We start from the raw sequence: 15,590 nt of genomic DNA, 5'->3' as shown, positions 1-15,590 counted from the left end.
CATCAAATTATTTTTGGTTTTTACGTTCTGCAGAGACTTCAAGAAATGCTTGGGCGAAACGGAAAAGCTTTTGTGCTTCCGGATCTTTCATCATCCTTAACAGACCAAAAAGACCGATCACATCATTATTCGCTTCTGCACGATCCTTAGCCTCGATGGCATTAGCAGCAAGCCCTTTCACTGAATGGACCACAGGTGTCGCGATCTCCGAAATGGCGCTGACCGTATCATTTTTCAACACATCATCAGTCGCAACCGATTGAGCGAAATCATAAGACTTTGTTAAAATATTCACTAACTCAGTTAGTTTTGGTAACTGCTCGACTAAAGTGTTCAATGATTCCTGAACCTCAGGCTTTAATAATTGGTCCAGTACATCTAATTGTTTTTGGCGGGCATTAAGTTGTTCAGTTTGTGATTGGGTAATCGTTTCTGACATATCCAATTCTCCTTTGCAATAAGCATTTTGTTGATGTAATTAGAAAAACTTGTAAAATATTACACAATGTGAGACGAGAAAAAATACTAACAAAAATGTAATAAAAGCTAAACTATAGTATATCCCTTTAGTGGCTTGAAAACAGCTGATTTTTTAAAAAAGATTCATAAAATCATCTTTTCCTTCTTATTTGAAGTACAGATATTAATGAAATTTGCCTGTTTTTACCTAAAGTGTACTGTAAGAGGGTGTCTGCCATCAACGCCCGTCGTACATATTTCCATCTTGATTTGCCATCCTAAAATGATGGAGGTGAAAAAGGTGACGGATTCAGAATCTAAACTTACAGAAGAGAATAATGATAAGAAGCTTCATAAACTGGTTGGCAGTATGGAATATACTAAAGCGCAACTAATCGAAGGTATGAATGGAATTTCTGAAGTTTACCTCAAAAACAGCGAGGAAGGCACATCGGAAACACCTGATAAATAATATTGTTGTGTAAGCATACTTAAATAGTAGGAACAACAGGCTTGAGGAAAACATACAAAGCGTGGAAGATAAATTCGCCAATGGCGAGCTGGATAGTCTCGATGTCATTCGCCGGTATGGCGTCATCATCGATTATGCAACGAATAAAGCCTTGCCGGAATCAACAAAACAGTTCCGTGCATCCATGAAAACCCGTTCATTGGCTTATTGGAAATAACGTGAAACAGGTTCCGAATTCACTCGGAACCCCAGACTGCAGATCAACTCGAAAAAAAACGAGTTTGCCTGCAGTTTTTTTTCAGTTGATTTCAGAAAACCCCTCCCTTTCCGCCGACTGTCTGCCAAGCGCCTCACCGCAAGCGGCTGCGAGGTCTCGGCTAGCCAGTTATTCGGCAGGAGTGTCGCAAATTTCTTCAATCTTTTAAGGGTTTCATCCGTATAAAATAGTAAAAAACATAACCAAAGGTTTCTTTTAAAATTATGGTTTGGATTTAGACCATTCCGTACCTCTTTTTGCCGCTGCTTTCTCGGTCCGTTGTACTTCATAATTGCTTTGATATCTTCCATGTTTCAAGTTTTCATCCTTCTAAAAAGACTGTAGGAGAAAGAGTTCGGAAAACGTATTTAAATAATGTTCTTGAACCAACTGACCTAAAGTATTATCTTCGACTCCAAGTATGATTTCCATCTGTACTTTTGTAACAAAGTGCGACTCCCCGACCGCCCGCGGATAAGCGGGTTTCTTGAGCGGAAATCAACATCCCAATCGTGACATTCTTAATGGAAGCCCATCAATTCCTCCACATGTTCACAATTATCTTTGGAAGTGAGCATTTCCAAGAGCGTAAAGGCAACATCGAATGCTGTGGATGGATTGTAGGATGTAATGATATTGTCCGTGACGACAATCGGTTCGTTCACGACAATCGCACCAAAATCTTTTAGCTGCCCCTGTCTCTTACTGGTTGGGTGGTTGTATGTTGTGGCTTTTCTTCCATTCAATATCCCACTTTTTCCTAGTGGGAGGGAACCTACACAAATGGTTGCGATGATTTTGTTTTTATTATGAAAATGCTTGATTACATTAAGAAACCTCTGATCATAGGCATCCTCATAGAAACCGGCTTCTTCAAAGCCTCCTGGAATGGCCAGAGCATCGTAGTCATCAAGGTTCACTTGATCGAGGGTCAGTTCAGGCTGCACGATGAAATTCCAGGTACATTTCAATCGTTCGTGAAGTCCCACCGTAACCAGGTCAGTGGTGCCATCTCCCTCTAATTTATTCCACCCCAATACATCTGTAAACACACTTGCTTCAACCGCTTCGAATCCATTGGATAGCAGCATCAATACTTTTTTCATAACAGCATCCCCCTTATTTATATTTGAATTAATTATATAAAAAGCAAATTCCTTTATACATGTGATTAATTACGTATTCATCACATTTCTTTTTATTTTATAATGTATTTGAAAGGATTCTGTTAATAATAAAAAGTGGGGGCGATTGAGTTGGATCGAACGGATAAAAGAATACTTTCCTTGCTGGAGAATAATGGGCGCATGTCCATGAAAGAACTGGCGCAAGAAGTGTCCTTAACGGCACCAGCAACGAAAGAACGTGTGAATAAATTAGAGGAAAGCGGAGTGATAAAGGGGTATAAAACGGAAATATCACTTGAAAAACTTGATAGGAGCATTACGGCATTCATATTATTCGAAACGGATAGATGCAAAGATTTTTATCAATTTAGCTTGAGCCACCCGGAAGTACTGGAATGCCACCGGTTAGCCGGTCAATACAGTTATCTTATTAAAATAAGTACATATTCGATGGAAACGCTGGAAGACTTCGTCGATGAAGCCATTAAATATGGGAAGTCTTCCACCCATCTGATTTTTTCTTCCGCATCGAAAAATGTTTTTTCAGGAGAGGAGATTTAACCAGCTTCAACACCTTCTCTTTAATATATGAGCGATTAGCAGGAAAAAACTCCACACATATAGAAAGTAAATAGTAACAAAAATCACAGTTGGATGTTCAAAAAGGGAGTGGAGAAGAGTGAGTTTTGTTTATGATGAGGATAAAATAATGGAATTCCTTTTGCAGAATAAAAGTGAGTTTGAAGAATATCTTTTATCAGCAGCGGTCAATGTCAGGGATAAAATCGAAGAAATCCTTTTGATTGGAAATGTCGACCTTTTGAATAATGCACATAAGCTCGTCCGTTATATAGTGGAGCAGAATGAAACGGATTTAATTTCCTTTGCCGAACAAGAGGGAGTTACGTGGGCAACCCACTCCTTGACGCTTTCATTCAAGCTGGAATGGATTCAGGCCCTCCGCAGGACGCTTTGGACCTTTCTTTATAAGTTCGAACAAGAAAAGAAAGCGTTTATTGAGGATTCCAAGGTCTTTTTTGATTTAGAGAAAATAGTGAATGAAAAGGTTGATGAATTTCTTAAATCCTTTTTCGTCAGTTACTCCGATTACAAAGACAAATTGATTCTCGCTCAGCAAAACTTGGTGGAAAATCTATCCGTCCCAATCATTCCCGTCACTTCCACCACCTGTGTCCTTCCGTTAATTGGGACAATCGATTATTCACGGATACAGATAATCGAAGAAAAGGTATTGATGGAGATAGGTAAATTGCGGATACAAACCTTGATCTTGGATTTATCCGGTATTATCGAAATCGAAGTTGAAATGATCAATGATTTGATGAAAATCCTCGATGGAACGGCAATGATGGGGTGTAAAGCTGTGGTGACTGGATTACGCCCAGAGGTTGTTACGAAAATGATCCGTTCAGGGATTCAGATCGATAATAAAGCAGAAACAAAGGGTACGCTGCAGCAGGCCTTGAAGGACTATCTTGCAGTTACCTAAATCGTGAAGTGGGGTCGCCATGTTTTGGTGACTTTTTTTTGTAGGTAATTTGGAATATAAAGGAAGAATATTTACGGTTTTATCCTTCCAAAATAAGGAAATGGAATGGGGGGAAGGATGCTCCGGACAAAACCGAATCTTGGTTTCGGAAATTCGCACCCTTTCCGCCGATTGTCGCGAATTTCTTCAGGATCAACCTTCCAAGGAAGTTGGCTTCACTTCAGCAAGGAATAGACATATGTATCTTGGGGGATCCCGTTTTGGTACATATAACTCCTTAATATTCCTTCCTGGATGAAACCCAGCTTAAGCAAGAGCTCACTTGATGGCTGATTTTCCAGAAAAACGACCGCGCCGATACGGGTTAAATCAAGGTCGTTGAAACCGTAGGCGATAGCTTCCTTAAGCGCTTCTGACGCAAATCCTTTGCGCCAATGTGCTGGATGGATTTCATAACCGATTTCCGCCCGTCTATATTTGGGACTGTGGGCATGAAAACCGATGGTACCAATAAATTCCTGTGTATCTTTTCTTTCAATTCCCCATCGAACGGCTCGTTTTTCATGATAGTTTTTCGCAAAGGCTGCTACAATATCCTTGGCCTGTTCGACATTTTCCAATGAATCTTGACCATAATAGCGGGTGACTTCATCTTTTGATAAGCATTGGAAAAGAGCTTCCGCATCACTTTCACGAATTTCCCGTAAGCGTAACCTTTCCGTGTTCAATACAGGAAACATTTTTTCCCTCCTCATAAATCTGTTTTCTATCTATTCGGTCCCCACAAAGGGTTTTCCTTTATTATGAAGTGCTTATTTTGTCGGTATTTTCGATGGTAATCGGACAAGCTAACATTAGTTCAATTTAAAAAAACATTGGATGAAGGGGAGATAGATCATGGGAAAAAAACATCGCAACCGCATCGCTTCACCAAAAAAGAATAACCATATACCGAAAGCTGATATCATTGCAGAACATGAAGCACACGGTAAGGAATATTCTGCAAATAAACGAAAGAACGGTCCTGGTTCCAATACAGATTGAGTAAACATAGTGACCGCTCCTGCCTTTAATGGCTGGGCGGTCTTTTGTGTTTCTTGCCATCAAAGGGTCCATCCTATATCTTAAAGAATGAAGATACATTGAAGGGAGTTAGGATGATGAAAGCACTTGTCTTTGATGATTTCGGCGGGCCGGAAGTTCTGTCTGTAAGGGAAATTGCAGAACCTGAACGTTCAAAATCAGCCGTGATCGTTCGAATGAAAGCAATTGGGTTGAATTTTGCTGATGTATATAGAAGGAAAGGGAATTATCATTTGGTGGGTGATCCCCCATTCATTTTAGGGTATGAAGGGGCAGGGGTCATTGAATATGCCGGGGAAGATGTCCATCATGTGAAAGCAGGAGATCGTGTCGGGTTCGCTGATGTTCCCCATGCCAACGCGGAGCTGGTTTCAGTTCCAGCTGAAAAGCTGTTGCCGCTGCCTGAGGGCATTACCTTCGAAACGGCCGCTTCCGTTTTACTTCAAGGATTGACTGCCCAATATTTAACGCATGACAGCCATCGAGTTAAAGAAGGGGAAACCATCCTGGTCCATGCCGCTGCAGGCGGAGTCGGTCAATTACTGACACAGATGATCAGGATGAAGGGCGGTCAGGTCATTGGCTTGACCTCATCAAATGATAAAGCGGCTGTTGCCAAACAAATGGGTGCGGATCATGTTTTCCTTTACGGATCGGACTGGGCGGAGTCCATTAAGGATGTTACCGGCGGTAAAGGCGTTGATGTCGTTTATGAATCAGTGGGCCAAACCTTGATGGATAGTTTCCGTGCCACCAAGACTGGAGGAGCTGTCGTATTCTTTGGGATGGCAGGCGGTGATCCCGAGAAAATCGATCCCAGGATGTTAATGGATACATCCAAGGCATTAATAGGCGGAGACCTTTGGAACGTCCTGACTACCCATGAAGAACGGACAAGAAGAACAGCAGAGCTGTTCCAATGGATTCTGTCAGGGGAAATCCGCATCAAAGAACCGACTCTTTTTTCGTTGGAAAATGGGGCGGATGCACATCGACTTCTTGAAAGCAGGAAAAGTTCGGGGAAACTATTATTAATACCATAACAAATCATGAGGGCTTTCCATTCTAAATGGGGGCCTGTTTGTCTGCCGAGATTCAACCCCTTATTCATACTGATGATTAAAACCTTTTTCAGTTCTTTTATATAAACCCATGCTTAGACCCTTGGAATAACTCCATAATAAATGCCCCTGCCCTTACAAGTGTTATGGCCTGCCGTCAAAACAACTTGCTTCCCGAGTTCCCTTATCCACAAAAGCCATATGCAATACACGAATTCAGAGGAGAAATCCACAGTGCGCCAATCACCAAACCACAATCGTCATTCTGCAATTCACAGTCGGCATTTGTTACAAGCAAAAAAAAGAGAACGGATCCGTTCTCTTGGAAAACATATTATTTTAAGAAGAAATGGAGAGAACATCGAGACGCTCCTTTTGGATCGCGAAATAGGATTGGAGGGTTTCCTTTTTCTTTGTGAGAGGGAAGTTCCGGACGTCCGGGGCCACTGCATGATTGCCGAATTGGAGAAGCAAGGTCAACAGCCTGTCCAACTGGCCATATGCATCGTTTCTAATGCGGGCCATATATTCGGCCGCGACCTGTTTATCTTCGGTATTTTTTCCTTTTCCTTCCGCCCGGAATTCATCGGTCACTGTCTTTACACGGGAAATGAGCCATGTTTCGCACCAGTCGTTCAGCACATGGCGGATGAAGTCCGCTTGATGGTATTTACGGAGAATGGGCTCGATATGTTCATCCATTTCCAAATCATTCACTTCCCGGCGGAGAGCTTTCTCGGAGATGTTTCTATGAAAATGGTCGCGTTCAAGCAGGCTTTTGATGGATTCTGCCTGGTGGGCATACTTGACCATCTGTTCCAATGCTTCATTGTACATGATTTTGCTTAAATAAGCAGAGGCTTGTTTTGGGGCAAGAAGCAACTGCTTATTGGCAGGTAGAGCCTGGCCAAATTTCTTAAGGGAATGAGAATAGATGAAACGGGCTAACTTCTGCAGTTCCTTTTGGATATCATGGGAGATGTTCGTCGCTTCTTGCAGAAATGAACGGAAAATATATTTGCCGACCCGTTCCAATTCCCTGCATACAGAATCATTGATATGCCCAAGGTAGCCAGAGTTAAAAATCGTTCTCCGCAACAATGTCCGTTCCGCCCTATTTTCCTTATACTCATCCAAGACGCCTTCGGTAAAGGTGAATACCAGAACTTCTTTTTTTGAAAAAGCCCTGCTCGCAAAAGAAATCTTTACGATATGGCCTAAAGCGTCATGGATTGCAGCGACTGCATCCAATAAGCGCTGCCTTGTGAATGGCGAGCGGGAATCAGGAACGATTTCATCATAATCGAACAGTACTTCTTCAGACTTCAAAACGGACATTCGGAAGGCACCCATAAGCAGCAGCCTTTTTCCATGAATCGTTAGAGCTTTGAAAGCAGCACTATAAAAGAAACGGTACTTTTTGCAATAACGGTCCGTCTTCCTGTTATAGCCAAGATTACTTGCAGGACCAAGGTTAAACTTGTACAAAACATCTTCACCTAGATGAACAGGCACAAACACTTTTTTTAGTGATCCTTGTGGTGCGGTGAATTTATGGATGATCTGCCTTAAGTACTTTTCTGTCGTTCCGACTCCCCGGGCCATCATATGAAGCGGGCTCTGAATGACTCCATCCCAATCACTGTGGAGCAAGGCGTACAAACACGTATCGAATTCAGTGGAGGATACATTTCTTAATAGGTATCGGTATGTTTCTTCATAAATCATAAGGCTTCGCCCCCTTTGGCATCGATTCTTTTCTAGAGTCTATATAAACATTGAATCGGAAAAAGTAGCATCGGTGGAGCAAATAGTTTTGACATAATTCCGCTAGATTTTAAAAATAGTAAATTAGTTGCACAAAAGTGGTAAAATGGGTAAATAGGAACATACATGACAAGGAGAGATTTTTCAAACCATGATACTTTCACTACTCGGTTTCATCTTAAAAGGAATTTTAATGAAAATACCATTTGCCATATTGGGACTTTCCTTGATTCCGCAGAGATGGACGAACGCCATCACCAAAAAAGATATACCTTTTTTCATAGAACAGGTGCTGAGACTTTTAGTTTCTGCTGCGATATTGTTTTTCGTTATCGATATCATGCTGCTGGATCTTACTGCCGCTGCATTCTTTTCGTGTTTTGCCATTATTCTCGGGCTCATTCTCATCATCGATTCAAGCATGTATATGTACAGGGCCACTGAATCTTCAAGCACGCGACGGAATCGGAGGGGAAATGAAGCGGCAAAGCAGCCAAAAACACCTTGGAACGTACACTTCAACAGTTTGATGGGTGTCGTGTTGATTGCCGCATGGGTCATCATGCTGTTCTACCCGCTCACTTTTGCCGCAGATCTGCATGGATTGGCGAAGGTCGATAAGAAAAAAGAGCTGGAAGAAGTTCAAGATATAAAAAACATGCCGCTCGTTACAGTGAAAATGGCTGACGCAAAAGGCGATGCGGCGATTAATAAAATAGAAAATGCATCATATTTCACTGAAGGCGAATACCGTCTGACCAATATCAATGATGAATTGGCTTATACATCACCCATTGAAATGGACGGGTTTTTAAAAGCCGGGAAAGCGGAATACACGCCAGGTTATAATTTGATTTCCGCCGTATCGACGGATAAAGGGGCAAGTACTGTCAAAGGGAAGATGCTGTATGCTCCATCACAGTACCTTGATCATGATTTGGAAAGGACCATCCGCAAGGCATATCCGAATAAAATCATCCATGATTCATATTTGGAACCGAATGAAGATGGAAAGCCCTTCTTCGTAGCTTCAGTCGGACATTATTTGAAATACCGCAGCGGTCCCGTGGTGGACGGGGTGGTATTGGTGAATCCGGAAACGGGGGACACGAAATACTATCTAAAAGGAAAAGAACCTAAATGGGTAGATCGGACATTCACATTGGAAACAGCCCTGGAATATTGGACTTACTGGGGAAAATATGTTCACGGTTGGAAAAACCAGTCCCTGATTGGGCCGAAGAAAGATGTCCTGATTCCTAATGAGGATAATATGCAGGTTACGTTTAACGAAAAAGGAGAATTGATTTATGTAGTGGACTTTACCCGGGCTAAATCAAAAGGAAACTCCAAAACCCTTGTAGGTTATGGTGTTTTCAATGCCAAAACCGGTGAAATGACGTACTACAAAGGCGTCACGTCCGTTCTGACCGGAAAGGAAGCAAAATCCAACGCGAATGCGAGTGAGTTTTTGTCCAAATATCCAGGCTGGAAAGCCACTAATGGAATTTTCTATACGATCTACGGTGCTCCCACATATGTGATTCCGGTTACAAAGGGCAGCAAGTTCCAAGGTGTGGCGATCGTTTATGCCAATAGCGATAATCCCCAAGTGGTCTTTGGGAAAACGAAAGACGAAGCTTTCCGCAATTATAAAAAACTGATTGCCTCTTTAGGGAAAGTAAGCGGTGTGACGCCTCAAAAAGGATTTGAGATGAAAGAAATAAAGGGGAAGGTAATGAGGATCAATGATGCCAATCTCTCGAATGGATACGTATTCCATTTAATCGTCGAAGGCAATGCCAAGAGGTTCTCGGTGGACCCAGGTGTCAATGCGCTATCTGATGTGGTGTTGACGAATGTAGGAGACCGGGTTGTGCTGAAGGTGATGGATATGGAAGAAGACATCGTTCCAGTCGATGAATTCACTAATCTGGATTTGCCAAAGAAATGATAATGGACCGTGGACATATACACTTTCCATATCCAATATAAGCATGAAAAAAAGCATTGTTATCCACAATGCTTTTTTCATGTTTTCGAATGATTGTCATGATAAGTCCGATAAATTGAATGAATGGATGGATTCCATATAATATCCCTTTTGAATGACGGCCTTTATGGCAAAGTGCCCATTTAACCGTTTCCGCACGCGGTACAGCAGTGAAGCGATTTCCTCTGCCGTCACTATTTGCTCGGGATCCCCGACCCGCTCTGGCCAGACTTGCTGGACAATTTCTTCCTTTGAAATAAGGTTGTCCAAATTTTCATATAGCAGCTTAAAGCAATTGAATTCCTTGGTCGGCATTTTAATGGGTGCTTCTTCATTGATGATCACGGTCTGAAGGTGCTCATTGATAGCGACGGTTTGCAAGAATTCGGCGGGGTTCACCGGCGTGAAATCCATTGTTAAATCGTTGTCGATGGAGATTATGAATTCAATCAATCCATTGACCAACGTAATCGAATCCCCCGGTTCAATATGACAGGGATTGCCCGGTACGAGCGGCATCTGGTTCACGGAGGTGCCGTGTTTACTTGCCAAATCCTCAATGAGGAGCTGCCCTTCCTCCATATAAATCCGGCAATGTTCCCTGGAAACAAAGTCATTGTAAAGCCTGAAATCAGCTTTGGAGTGCTGGCTTGCCCGGCCTATCAGCAGGCTTTTCCCTTCATATACATAGGCGAATTCCTCGGTTTGGCCTTTGTGCATGGTCCTCAATACAACCTTGAAAGTTTTATAGATCATTCACTTCATACCCCTTAAAAAATCTGAAAATTTAAATTATTTTCATGAATTTATCATTTTGGCTACATGGCTGTTTAGTGGGTTCAATTTTATAATTATAAATTATCAGTCGCTTACTTACTAACGAAAAATGAAAAAAATCCAAATTAGGCACACAGCCATTATAACAAAGAGGAACGAAGGATGAAGAAGAAACTCTATTTTTGCTGATGTTCGCTTTGACTGTGGGAGAAGTGGTTCCTCAAAGCCGGCCCGGCAGCACCGAAAAAAGTTTGCGATGAAAATGTACCTTACGCTTGTGGAAAAGGAGTTGACCAAAGGTGAGTATGTGGAGAGATAGGATAAATGCCTTCAGCATCCTGCTGATGATCATCAGTATGATCGTATATATTATTTTTCCCCAGCCCTTTACCCTCATTCTGTACTGTATATTTGGCATTGCCTTTATCAGCCTGACTTTACTGAATTAAGCATATCCTTGAATGGGTGGAGGATGGAACCAATAAGAGGAGAAGAAACTAGCCTGCCGAATCAATGGCAGGCTTTTTGATGCATAATGTTTCATAATGGAATTGTAACTATTGGCATCTTAGGAAAAGAAGCAGGAACCTAAAGGGTGCGTACTTGAGTTCATAGGCAAATGGAACAAAATTGATTGGAACGGAAGGCGCGAGACTCCTGCGGGAATAGCGAGTCTAAGGGAGACCCCACAGGCGCAATAGCGCCGAGGAGGCTCCCGGACCGCCCGCGGAAAGCGAGTGCCTGGAGTTGAATGATTTTCATCGGATTTGTCTACAGTCTGAAGCAGGAACCCATTAAGGGTACCTGCTTTATTTCATTCTAAGGAACTGCAATCGGTTTATGAAATCCCGGGACGTAATGGATTTAACACGACTTTAAAAGAGCCATTTTTATGCAAAAAAGGTATAATTAATTGTTAGAAGCAGACATTAAAAAATGGACTGCAACTTAGTTTTATCGCGTGTTTTAACTGAATCTTGAGCGAAATATCTTTTATAAAAAAGTCAAAATGAGAAAAGGAGAAACTATGACTAATGAAACAGGATGGAATTTAGACAATAGCTACGCACGTCTACCGGAAAAGTTTTTCACGAGCACGAACCCGACTCCTGTACGTTCACCGGAGTTGATCATTCTCAATGAGGGTGTGGCGGATTCTCTTGGTTTGGACGTGGAGTCGCTGCAAAGCGAAGATGGTGTGGCGGTGTTTGCCGGAAACGAGATCCCGCAAGGTGCTTCGCCTCTTGCCCAAGCATATGCTGGGCATCAATTCGGTCATTTTAACATGTTAGGGGACGGCCGGGCGATATTGCTTGGCGAGCAGATGTTGCCAGAAGGCGGGAGGGTCGATATCCAGCTGAAGGGTCCAGGAAGAACGCCATATTCCCGCGGGGGCGATGGCCGGGCTGCACTTGGACCGATGCTGCGCGAATACATCATCAGCGAGGCGATGCACGGGCTCGGCATTCCTACCACCAGAAGTCTGGCAGTGGTGACGACCGGTGAAACGGTGATCCGTGAAACAGGGCTGCCTGGTGCCATCATGACCCGTGTGGCTTCGAGTCATCTTCGTGTCGGAACTTTTCAATTTGCTGCAAAATGGGGCACGATCGAGGAGCTCCGGACACTTGCCGATTATGCCATTGAGCGTCATTTTCCAGACATTGCAGCAGATGAAAGCCGTTACCTTTCGCTGCTGCAGGAAGTGGTCAAGCGTCAGACTGAGCTCATTGCCCAATGGCAGCTGGTCGGCTTCATTCATGGAGTGATGAACACCGACAATATGACGATCAGCGGGGAAACCATCGATTATGGCCCTTGCGCCTTCATGGATGCCTATGACCCTGCAACCGTATTCAGTTCAATTGATAGGCAAGGCCGCTATGCCTATGGAAACCAGCCGGTAATTGGGGGCTGGAATCTTGCACGGTTCGCTGAATCCCTATTGCCGCTGTTGCATGATGACGAGGATCAGGCCGTTACACTGGCCCAGGATAAGATTTCGATTTTTAATGATCTGTATCACTCCAATTGGTTAGCGGGAATGAGGGCGAAACTGGGGATATTCAATGAAGAGACTCAGGATGAGGCCCTTGTTAATGGCATCCTCAGTATGATGAAGAAGCATGGTGCCGATTATACCAATACTTTCCGTGCCCTGACCTTTGATAAAATGGAGGATACGGTCCTTTTTGGTACACCGGAGTTCGCCCAGTGGCAGGAGCTTTGGCAGGCGAGGCTAGGGAGGCAGAAGGAATCGAAAGAGTCTTCGATTAAGTTGATGCAGAACAGCAATCCTGCAGTGATTCCGCGGAACCACCGGGTGGAAGAGGCGTTGGAGGCGGCAGTGGAAGAAGAGGACTACAGTGTGATGGAACGGCTGTTGGATGTTCTTGCAAATCCTTATGCACACTGCGAAAAACAAGCAGAATACGCCGCACTGCCTGAGTCAACAAAACCTTACCGGACTTTTTGCGGTACCTGATCATAAAACATGTATGGAGATAATGTAAGAGCTCCCGCGATTGAAGTCGATTCTTCGTCAACTTCAATTGCGGGAGCCTTTTTGTGTAAAAGTTTTGTTTGAAGAATGTCCAGGGCACGGTCAATCTCCGCTAAATCTTCCTTTGATGCATGTTGCAGCCGGCTTTGAAAACGGGATTCCACGATTGCAAAAGCCTCGTTCATCATCATTTCCCCTTCTTTGGAGAGGCGGATGTATTGTTTCCGTCTATCTTCCGAATCACTTATTTTTTCAATTAAATTCTTTTCGCTTAATTTTTTCAGTTCACGGCTCGTGTTAGGCATGGAGATATGATGACAGTCACTGATTTCACTTGGTGTAACAGGCTGACTGACGGTTATATATTCAAGAATTTTATATTGTACCGGCGTGATGGAATCGGATTTGGCGTTTTGTGTCAATTCGTGTGTGACTTGATGTACGGAAGTTGTAAATGTGACCATTTTTTCAAAAAGAGCTTTTTTGTCCATAACTTTCACCTCTTACTGAGAAGATATCAAAAATATTATCAAAATACAATTATCATTTGATAATAAAAAAGATGGTGTTATATGATATTTATCAAATGATAAGTAATAGGGGGTACGTCATGAACATGCTGGTCATCTACACATATCCAAATCATAAAAGCCTAAGCCATGCTTTTTTAGAAAAAGTCGTCAAGGGAAGTAAGGAGAACCCGAACATAAAGGGGCTGCAGGTCTTGGATTTATATGAAGAGGGCTTCAATCCGCTCTTGGAGTTCAATGAGCATAAACGAAGGCGTGATATGCATCGTGATCCTCAGTTTGAAAAATATAGAAATCAAATTATTTGGGCCGACAAGATTGTCTTTGTCTATCCGATCTGGTGGGGGAGGCCACCGGCCATGCTGATGGGATACATCGATCAATTATTTTCTGCGAATTTTGCCTACAGGGATAAAAAGGGCTTGTTCCCGGAAGGCCTTCTGAAAGGAAAGTCGGTCGTATGTGTGTCCACGATGAAGGGACCTGCAAAGTATCCGCTTCTCTGGTTGAATGATGCGCATAAAATATTGATGAAAAGAGCACTATTCAATTTTGTCGGAATCAAGAAGGTGAAGTTTTTCGAATTCGGTAATATGGAAAGCCCAAATGGGAAACAAACGCAAAAGCTAGAAAAGGTTTATCGGTATTTCAGGAAGGTGGCTAGCTAAGTTTTTACGGGATTAAAGAAGAACCCCATTCATGCATAATGAATGGGGGTGGCCGTATTCATGGTTTTGTTTTCACGATCCTCCATTTGTTCTTGATGAGGGTAAGGATCGTACAAATCACCAGGATCGTCAATGAAGCCAATCCGCTGAACCATATGCTTTGGAATTCACTTACATGAGGCTGGATGATGTATGAAGCCACAATCGCCAGGACCGCGCTTATCGGTATGTAATCAGCGACTTTTCCTTTACTGAATACGATAACCAGGATTGGAGCCAGCAATGCCGAATATATATTGCCTGAATAAAATAAGAGCTCCAATAGGTTTGGGGAATAGAAGAGTGTAGCAATGAAAACCAATCCTCCAATACAGATCGAAAGCAGGCAGGCCATCCTTATTTTTTGCTGGTCGCTTTTTTTTGTTTGTAATGGTTCAAGAATATTGGCTGCGATCAGGCTTACCAATGAATGCAGGCAGGCACCGAATGTTGAGGTGATTGCACTGATGGCGCAGAGAACAAAAAGGATGAAAAAGAATGGTGTCGTTATTTTATTTGCCAATCCAGCCAGAATCGAGTGTATATCAGTGAAGCCGCCCGTAAAGATTACCATAATGAACAGGGATGAAAAGGAGAGCGGGAATATGATCCATATAAGGCCGGATAAAGAGAATGTCAATCGAACCTTTTTCATTTCTATCATGAATAATCGCTGCCACGAAGTGAGGTCAAAGAAAAACTGGCCGAACCCGACAAGAAGTCCTGCAAAAAGAAAACTCCATAGATCATACTTATTGATTACGAGCATGTATGGATGGTATAGACGAATCCCATCATAAACAGGCTGAATCCCTTCCTTGACGAAAAAGTATAAAGGAATCAAGATAACTGCGGCAAACATGGATATGACCTGAAAAGCGGCGAATCCATGAATGAGCTTTAACCCGCCGAATCCAGCATAAAGGACACAGAAGGCGAAAAAAAAGAACAGCCCGACATAGAGGGGCGTATCGAAAAGAAACTGACATAGGGTGGACGCGGCCATTCCCTGAATGAATAAAATGTGTAAGCTGGTTATGACCAAGATCATGATCAATATCCAATATCCGAGGGGATGGAGCCGGGCTTTTAAATAGTCCCCGATGGTCAAGCCCTCGGGGAAATCCTGCCGGACCCTCTTCCCGATGAAGCTGAACATGAACAGGGCGATCGCTCCCATCAGGGCGTATCCGATCCCCCCGAAAACTCCATACTTCACCATTGATTCAGGGGAGGATAATATTGTGGTGCCTGTCACCCAGCGTGCCAGGAGGGAGATGATCCCCAAGCCCATCCCGATTTGAATGGGGCCTTGTACGTATTCTTGAAATGTACGTGATCGCAA

At 43.0% G+C, this 15,590-nt stretch carries 15 protein-coding genes and 1 pseudogene; 9 read left to right on the top strand and 7 right to left on the bottom strand.

The window, feature by feature from the left end; genetic code table 11:
• Positions 1–7: 7 nt before the first annotated feature.
• Positions 8–439, bottom strand: coding sequence for a DUF1641 domain-containing protein (locus OTG27_RS25070; RefSeq protein WP_048687523.1), 432 nt, complete (start codon positions 437–439; stop codon positions 8–10).
• 321 nt (positions 440–760) lie between these two features.
• Here OTG27_RS25070 and OTG27_RS25065 point away from each other — a divergent pair, with 321 nt between their 5' ends.
• Entirely contained in the window at positions 761–931 is a 171-nt protein-coding gene (locus OTG27_RS25065) for a hypothetical protein (protein ID WP_268938462.1), read from the top strand.
• Positions 932–992: 61 nt separating this feature from the next.
• Positions 993–1,148, top strand: a complete 156-nt coding sequence (locus OTG27_RS25060; protein ID WP_156404402.1) for a hypothetical protein — start codon at positions 993–995, stop codon at positions 1,146–1,148.
• 560 nt (positions 1,149–1,708) lie between these two features.
• Here the strand turns inward: OTG27_RS25060 and OTG27_RS25055 are convergent.
• A complete protein-coding gene (locus tag OTG27_RS25055) occupies positions 1,709–2,293 on the bottom strand; it encodes a DJ-1/PfpI family protein (protein WP_268938461.1) in 585 nt (194 codons plus the stop codon).
• Positions 2,294–2,443: 150 nt separating this feature from the next.
• On the opposite strand from OTG27_RS25055, the gene OTG27_RS25050 reads away from it, so the two are divergent.
• Together OTG27_RS25050 and OTG27_RS25045 are read left to right on the top strand one after the other, a co-directional pair.
• The gene (locus tag OTG27_RS25050) at positions 2,444–2,875 is read left to right on the top strand and encodes an Lrp/AsnC family transcriptional regulator (RefSeq protein ID WP_057278365.1); all 432 of its coding nucleotides are present in this window, start codon (positions 2,444–2,446) and stop codon (positions 2,873–2,875) included.
• Between the two features lie 118 nt (positions 2,876–2,993).
• A complete protein-coding gene (locus tag OTG27_RS25045) occupies positions 2,994–3,824 on the top strand; it encodes an STAS domain-containing protein (RefSeq protein WP_268938460.1) in 831 nt (276 codons plus the stop codon).
• A 215-nt stretch (positions 3,825–4,039) separates the two neighbouring features.
• Here the strand turns inward: OTG27_RS25045 and OTG27_RS25040 are convergent, their stop codons facing one another.
• On the bottom strand, positions 4,040–4,564 hold the full coding sequence (locus tag OTG27_RS25040) for a GNAT family N-acetyltransferase (RefSeq protein ID WP_268938459.1): 525 nt from the start codon (positions 4,562–4,564) through the stop codon (positions 4,040–4,042).
• Between the two features lie 157 nt (positions 4,565–4,721).
• On the opposite strand from OTG27_RS25040, the gene OTG27_RS25035 reads away from it, so the two are divergent.
• The gene (locus OTG27_RS25035; protein WP_100298038.1) at positions 4,722–4,868 is read left to right on the top strand and encodes a hypothetical protein; all 147 of its coding nucleotides are present in this window, start codon (positions 4,722–4,724) and stop codon (positions 4,866–4,868) included.
• A gap of 116 nt (positions 4,869–4,984) precedes the next feature.
• Positions 4,985–5,950 (top strand): quinone oxidoreductase family protein, encoded by a 966-nt coding sequence (locus tag OTG27_RS25030; RefSeq protein ID WP_268938458.1) that lies wholly within the window; start codon positions 4,985–4,987, stop codon positions 5,948–5,950.
• Positions 5,951–6,307: 357 nt separating this feature from the next.
• Here OTG27_RS25030 and OTG27_RS25025 read toward each other — a convergent pair whose 3' ends face one another.
• On the bottom strand, positions 6,308–7,696 hold the full coding sequence (locus OTG27_RS25025; RefSeq protein ID WP_268938457.1) for a hypothetical protein: 1,389 nt from the start codon (positions 7,694–7,696) through the stop codon (positions 6,308–6,310).
• A gap of 232 nt (positions 7,697–7,928) precedes the next feature.
• Between OTG27_RS25025 and OTG27_RS25020 the strand changes: the two genes are divergently transcribed.
• Entirely contained in the window at positions 7,929–9,689 is a 1,761-nt protein-coding gene (locus OTG27_RS25020; protein ID WP_268938456.1) for a hypothetical protein, read from the top strand.
• Between the two features lie 96 nt (positions 9,690–9,785).
• Here the strand turns inward: OTG27_RS25020 and OTG27_RS25015 are convergent, their stop codons facing one another.
• Positions 9,786–10,484, bottom strand: coding sequence for an FHA domain-containing protein (locus OTG27_RS25015; protein WP_268938455.1), 699 nt, complete (start codon positions 10,482–10,484; stop codon positions 9,786–9,788).
• Positions 10,485–11,532: 1,048 nt separating this feature from the next.
• Here OTG27_RS25015 and OTG27_RS25010 point away from each other — a divergent pair.
• Positions 11,533–12,990 carry a protein adenylyltransferase SelO gene (locus OTG27_RS25010; RefSeq protein WP_268938454.1) on the top strand — a complete coding sequence of 486 codons (1,458 nt, stop codon included), beginning with the start codon at positions 11,533–11,535 and terminating at the stop codon, positions 12,988–12,990.
• Positions 12,991–13,073: 83 nt separating this feature from the next.
• Here OTG27_RS25010 and OTG27_RS25005 read toward each other — a convergent pair.
• Positions 13,074–13,499 (bottom strand): annotated as a pseudogene (locus OTG27_RS25005) (MarR family winged helix-turn-helix transcriptional regulator); the annotation flags it as partial.
• 119 nt (positions 13,500–13,618) lie between these two features.
• On the opposite strand from OTG27_RS25005, the gene OTG27_RS25000 reads away from it, so the two are divergent.
• Complete coding sequence (locus OTG27_RS25000; protein ID WP_268938453.1) at positions 13,619–14,206, top strand: NAD(P)H-dependent oxidoreductase; 588 nt, start codon at positions 13,619–13,621, stop codon at positions 14,204–14,206.
• A 58-nt stretch (positions 14,207–14,264) separates the two neighbouring features.
• Here the strand turns inward: OTG27_RS25000 and OTG27_RS24995 are convergent, their stop codons facing one another.
• Positions 14,265–15,590 (bottom strand): SLC5/6 family protein, encoded by a 1,326-nt coding sequence (locus OTG27_RS24995; RefSeq protein WP_268938452.1) that lies wholly within the window; start codon positions 15,588–15,590, stop codon positions 14,265–14,267.

The sequence above is a fragment of the Peribacillus sp. AS_2 genome (assembly GCF_026891895.1).
Classification (GTDB): Bacteria; Bacillota; Bacilli; order Bacillales; family DSM-1321; genus Peribacillus; species Peribacillus frigoritolerans.
This window is presented reverse-complemented; position numbering and strand designations above follow the sequence as displayed.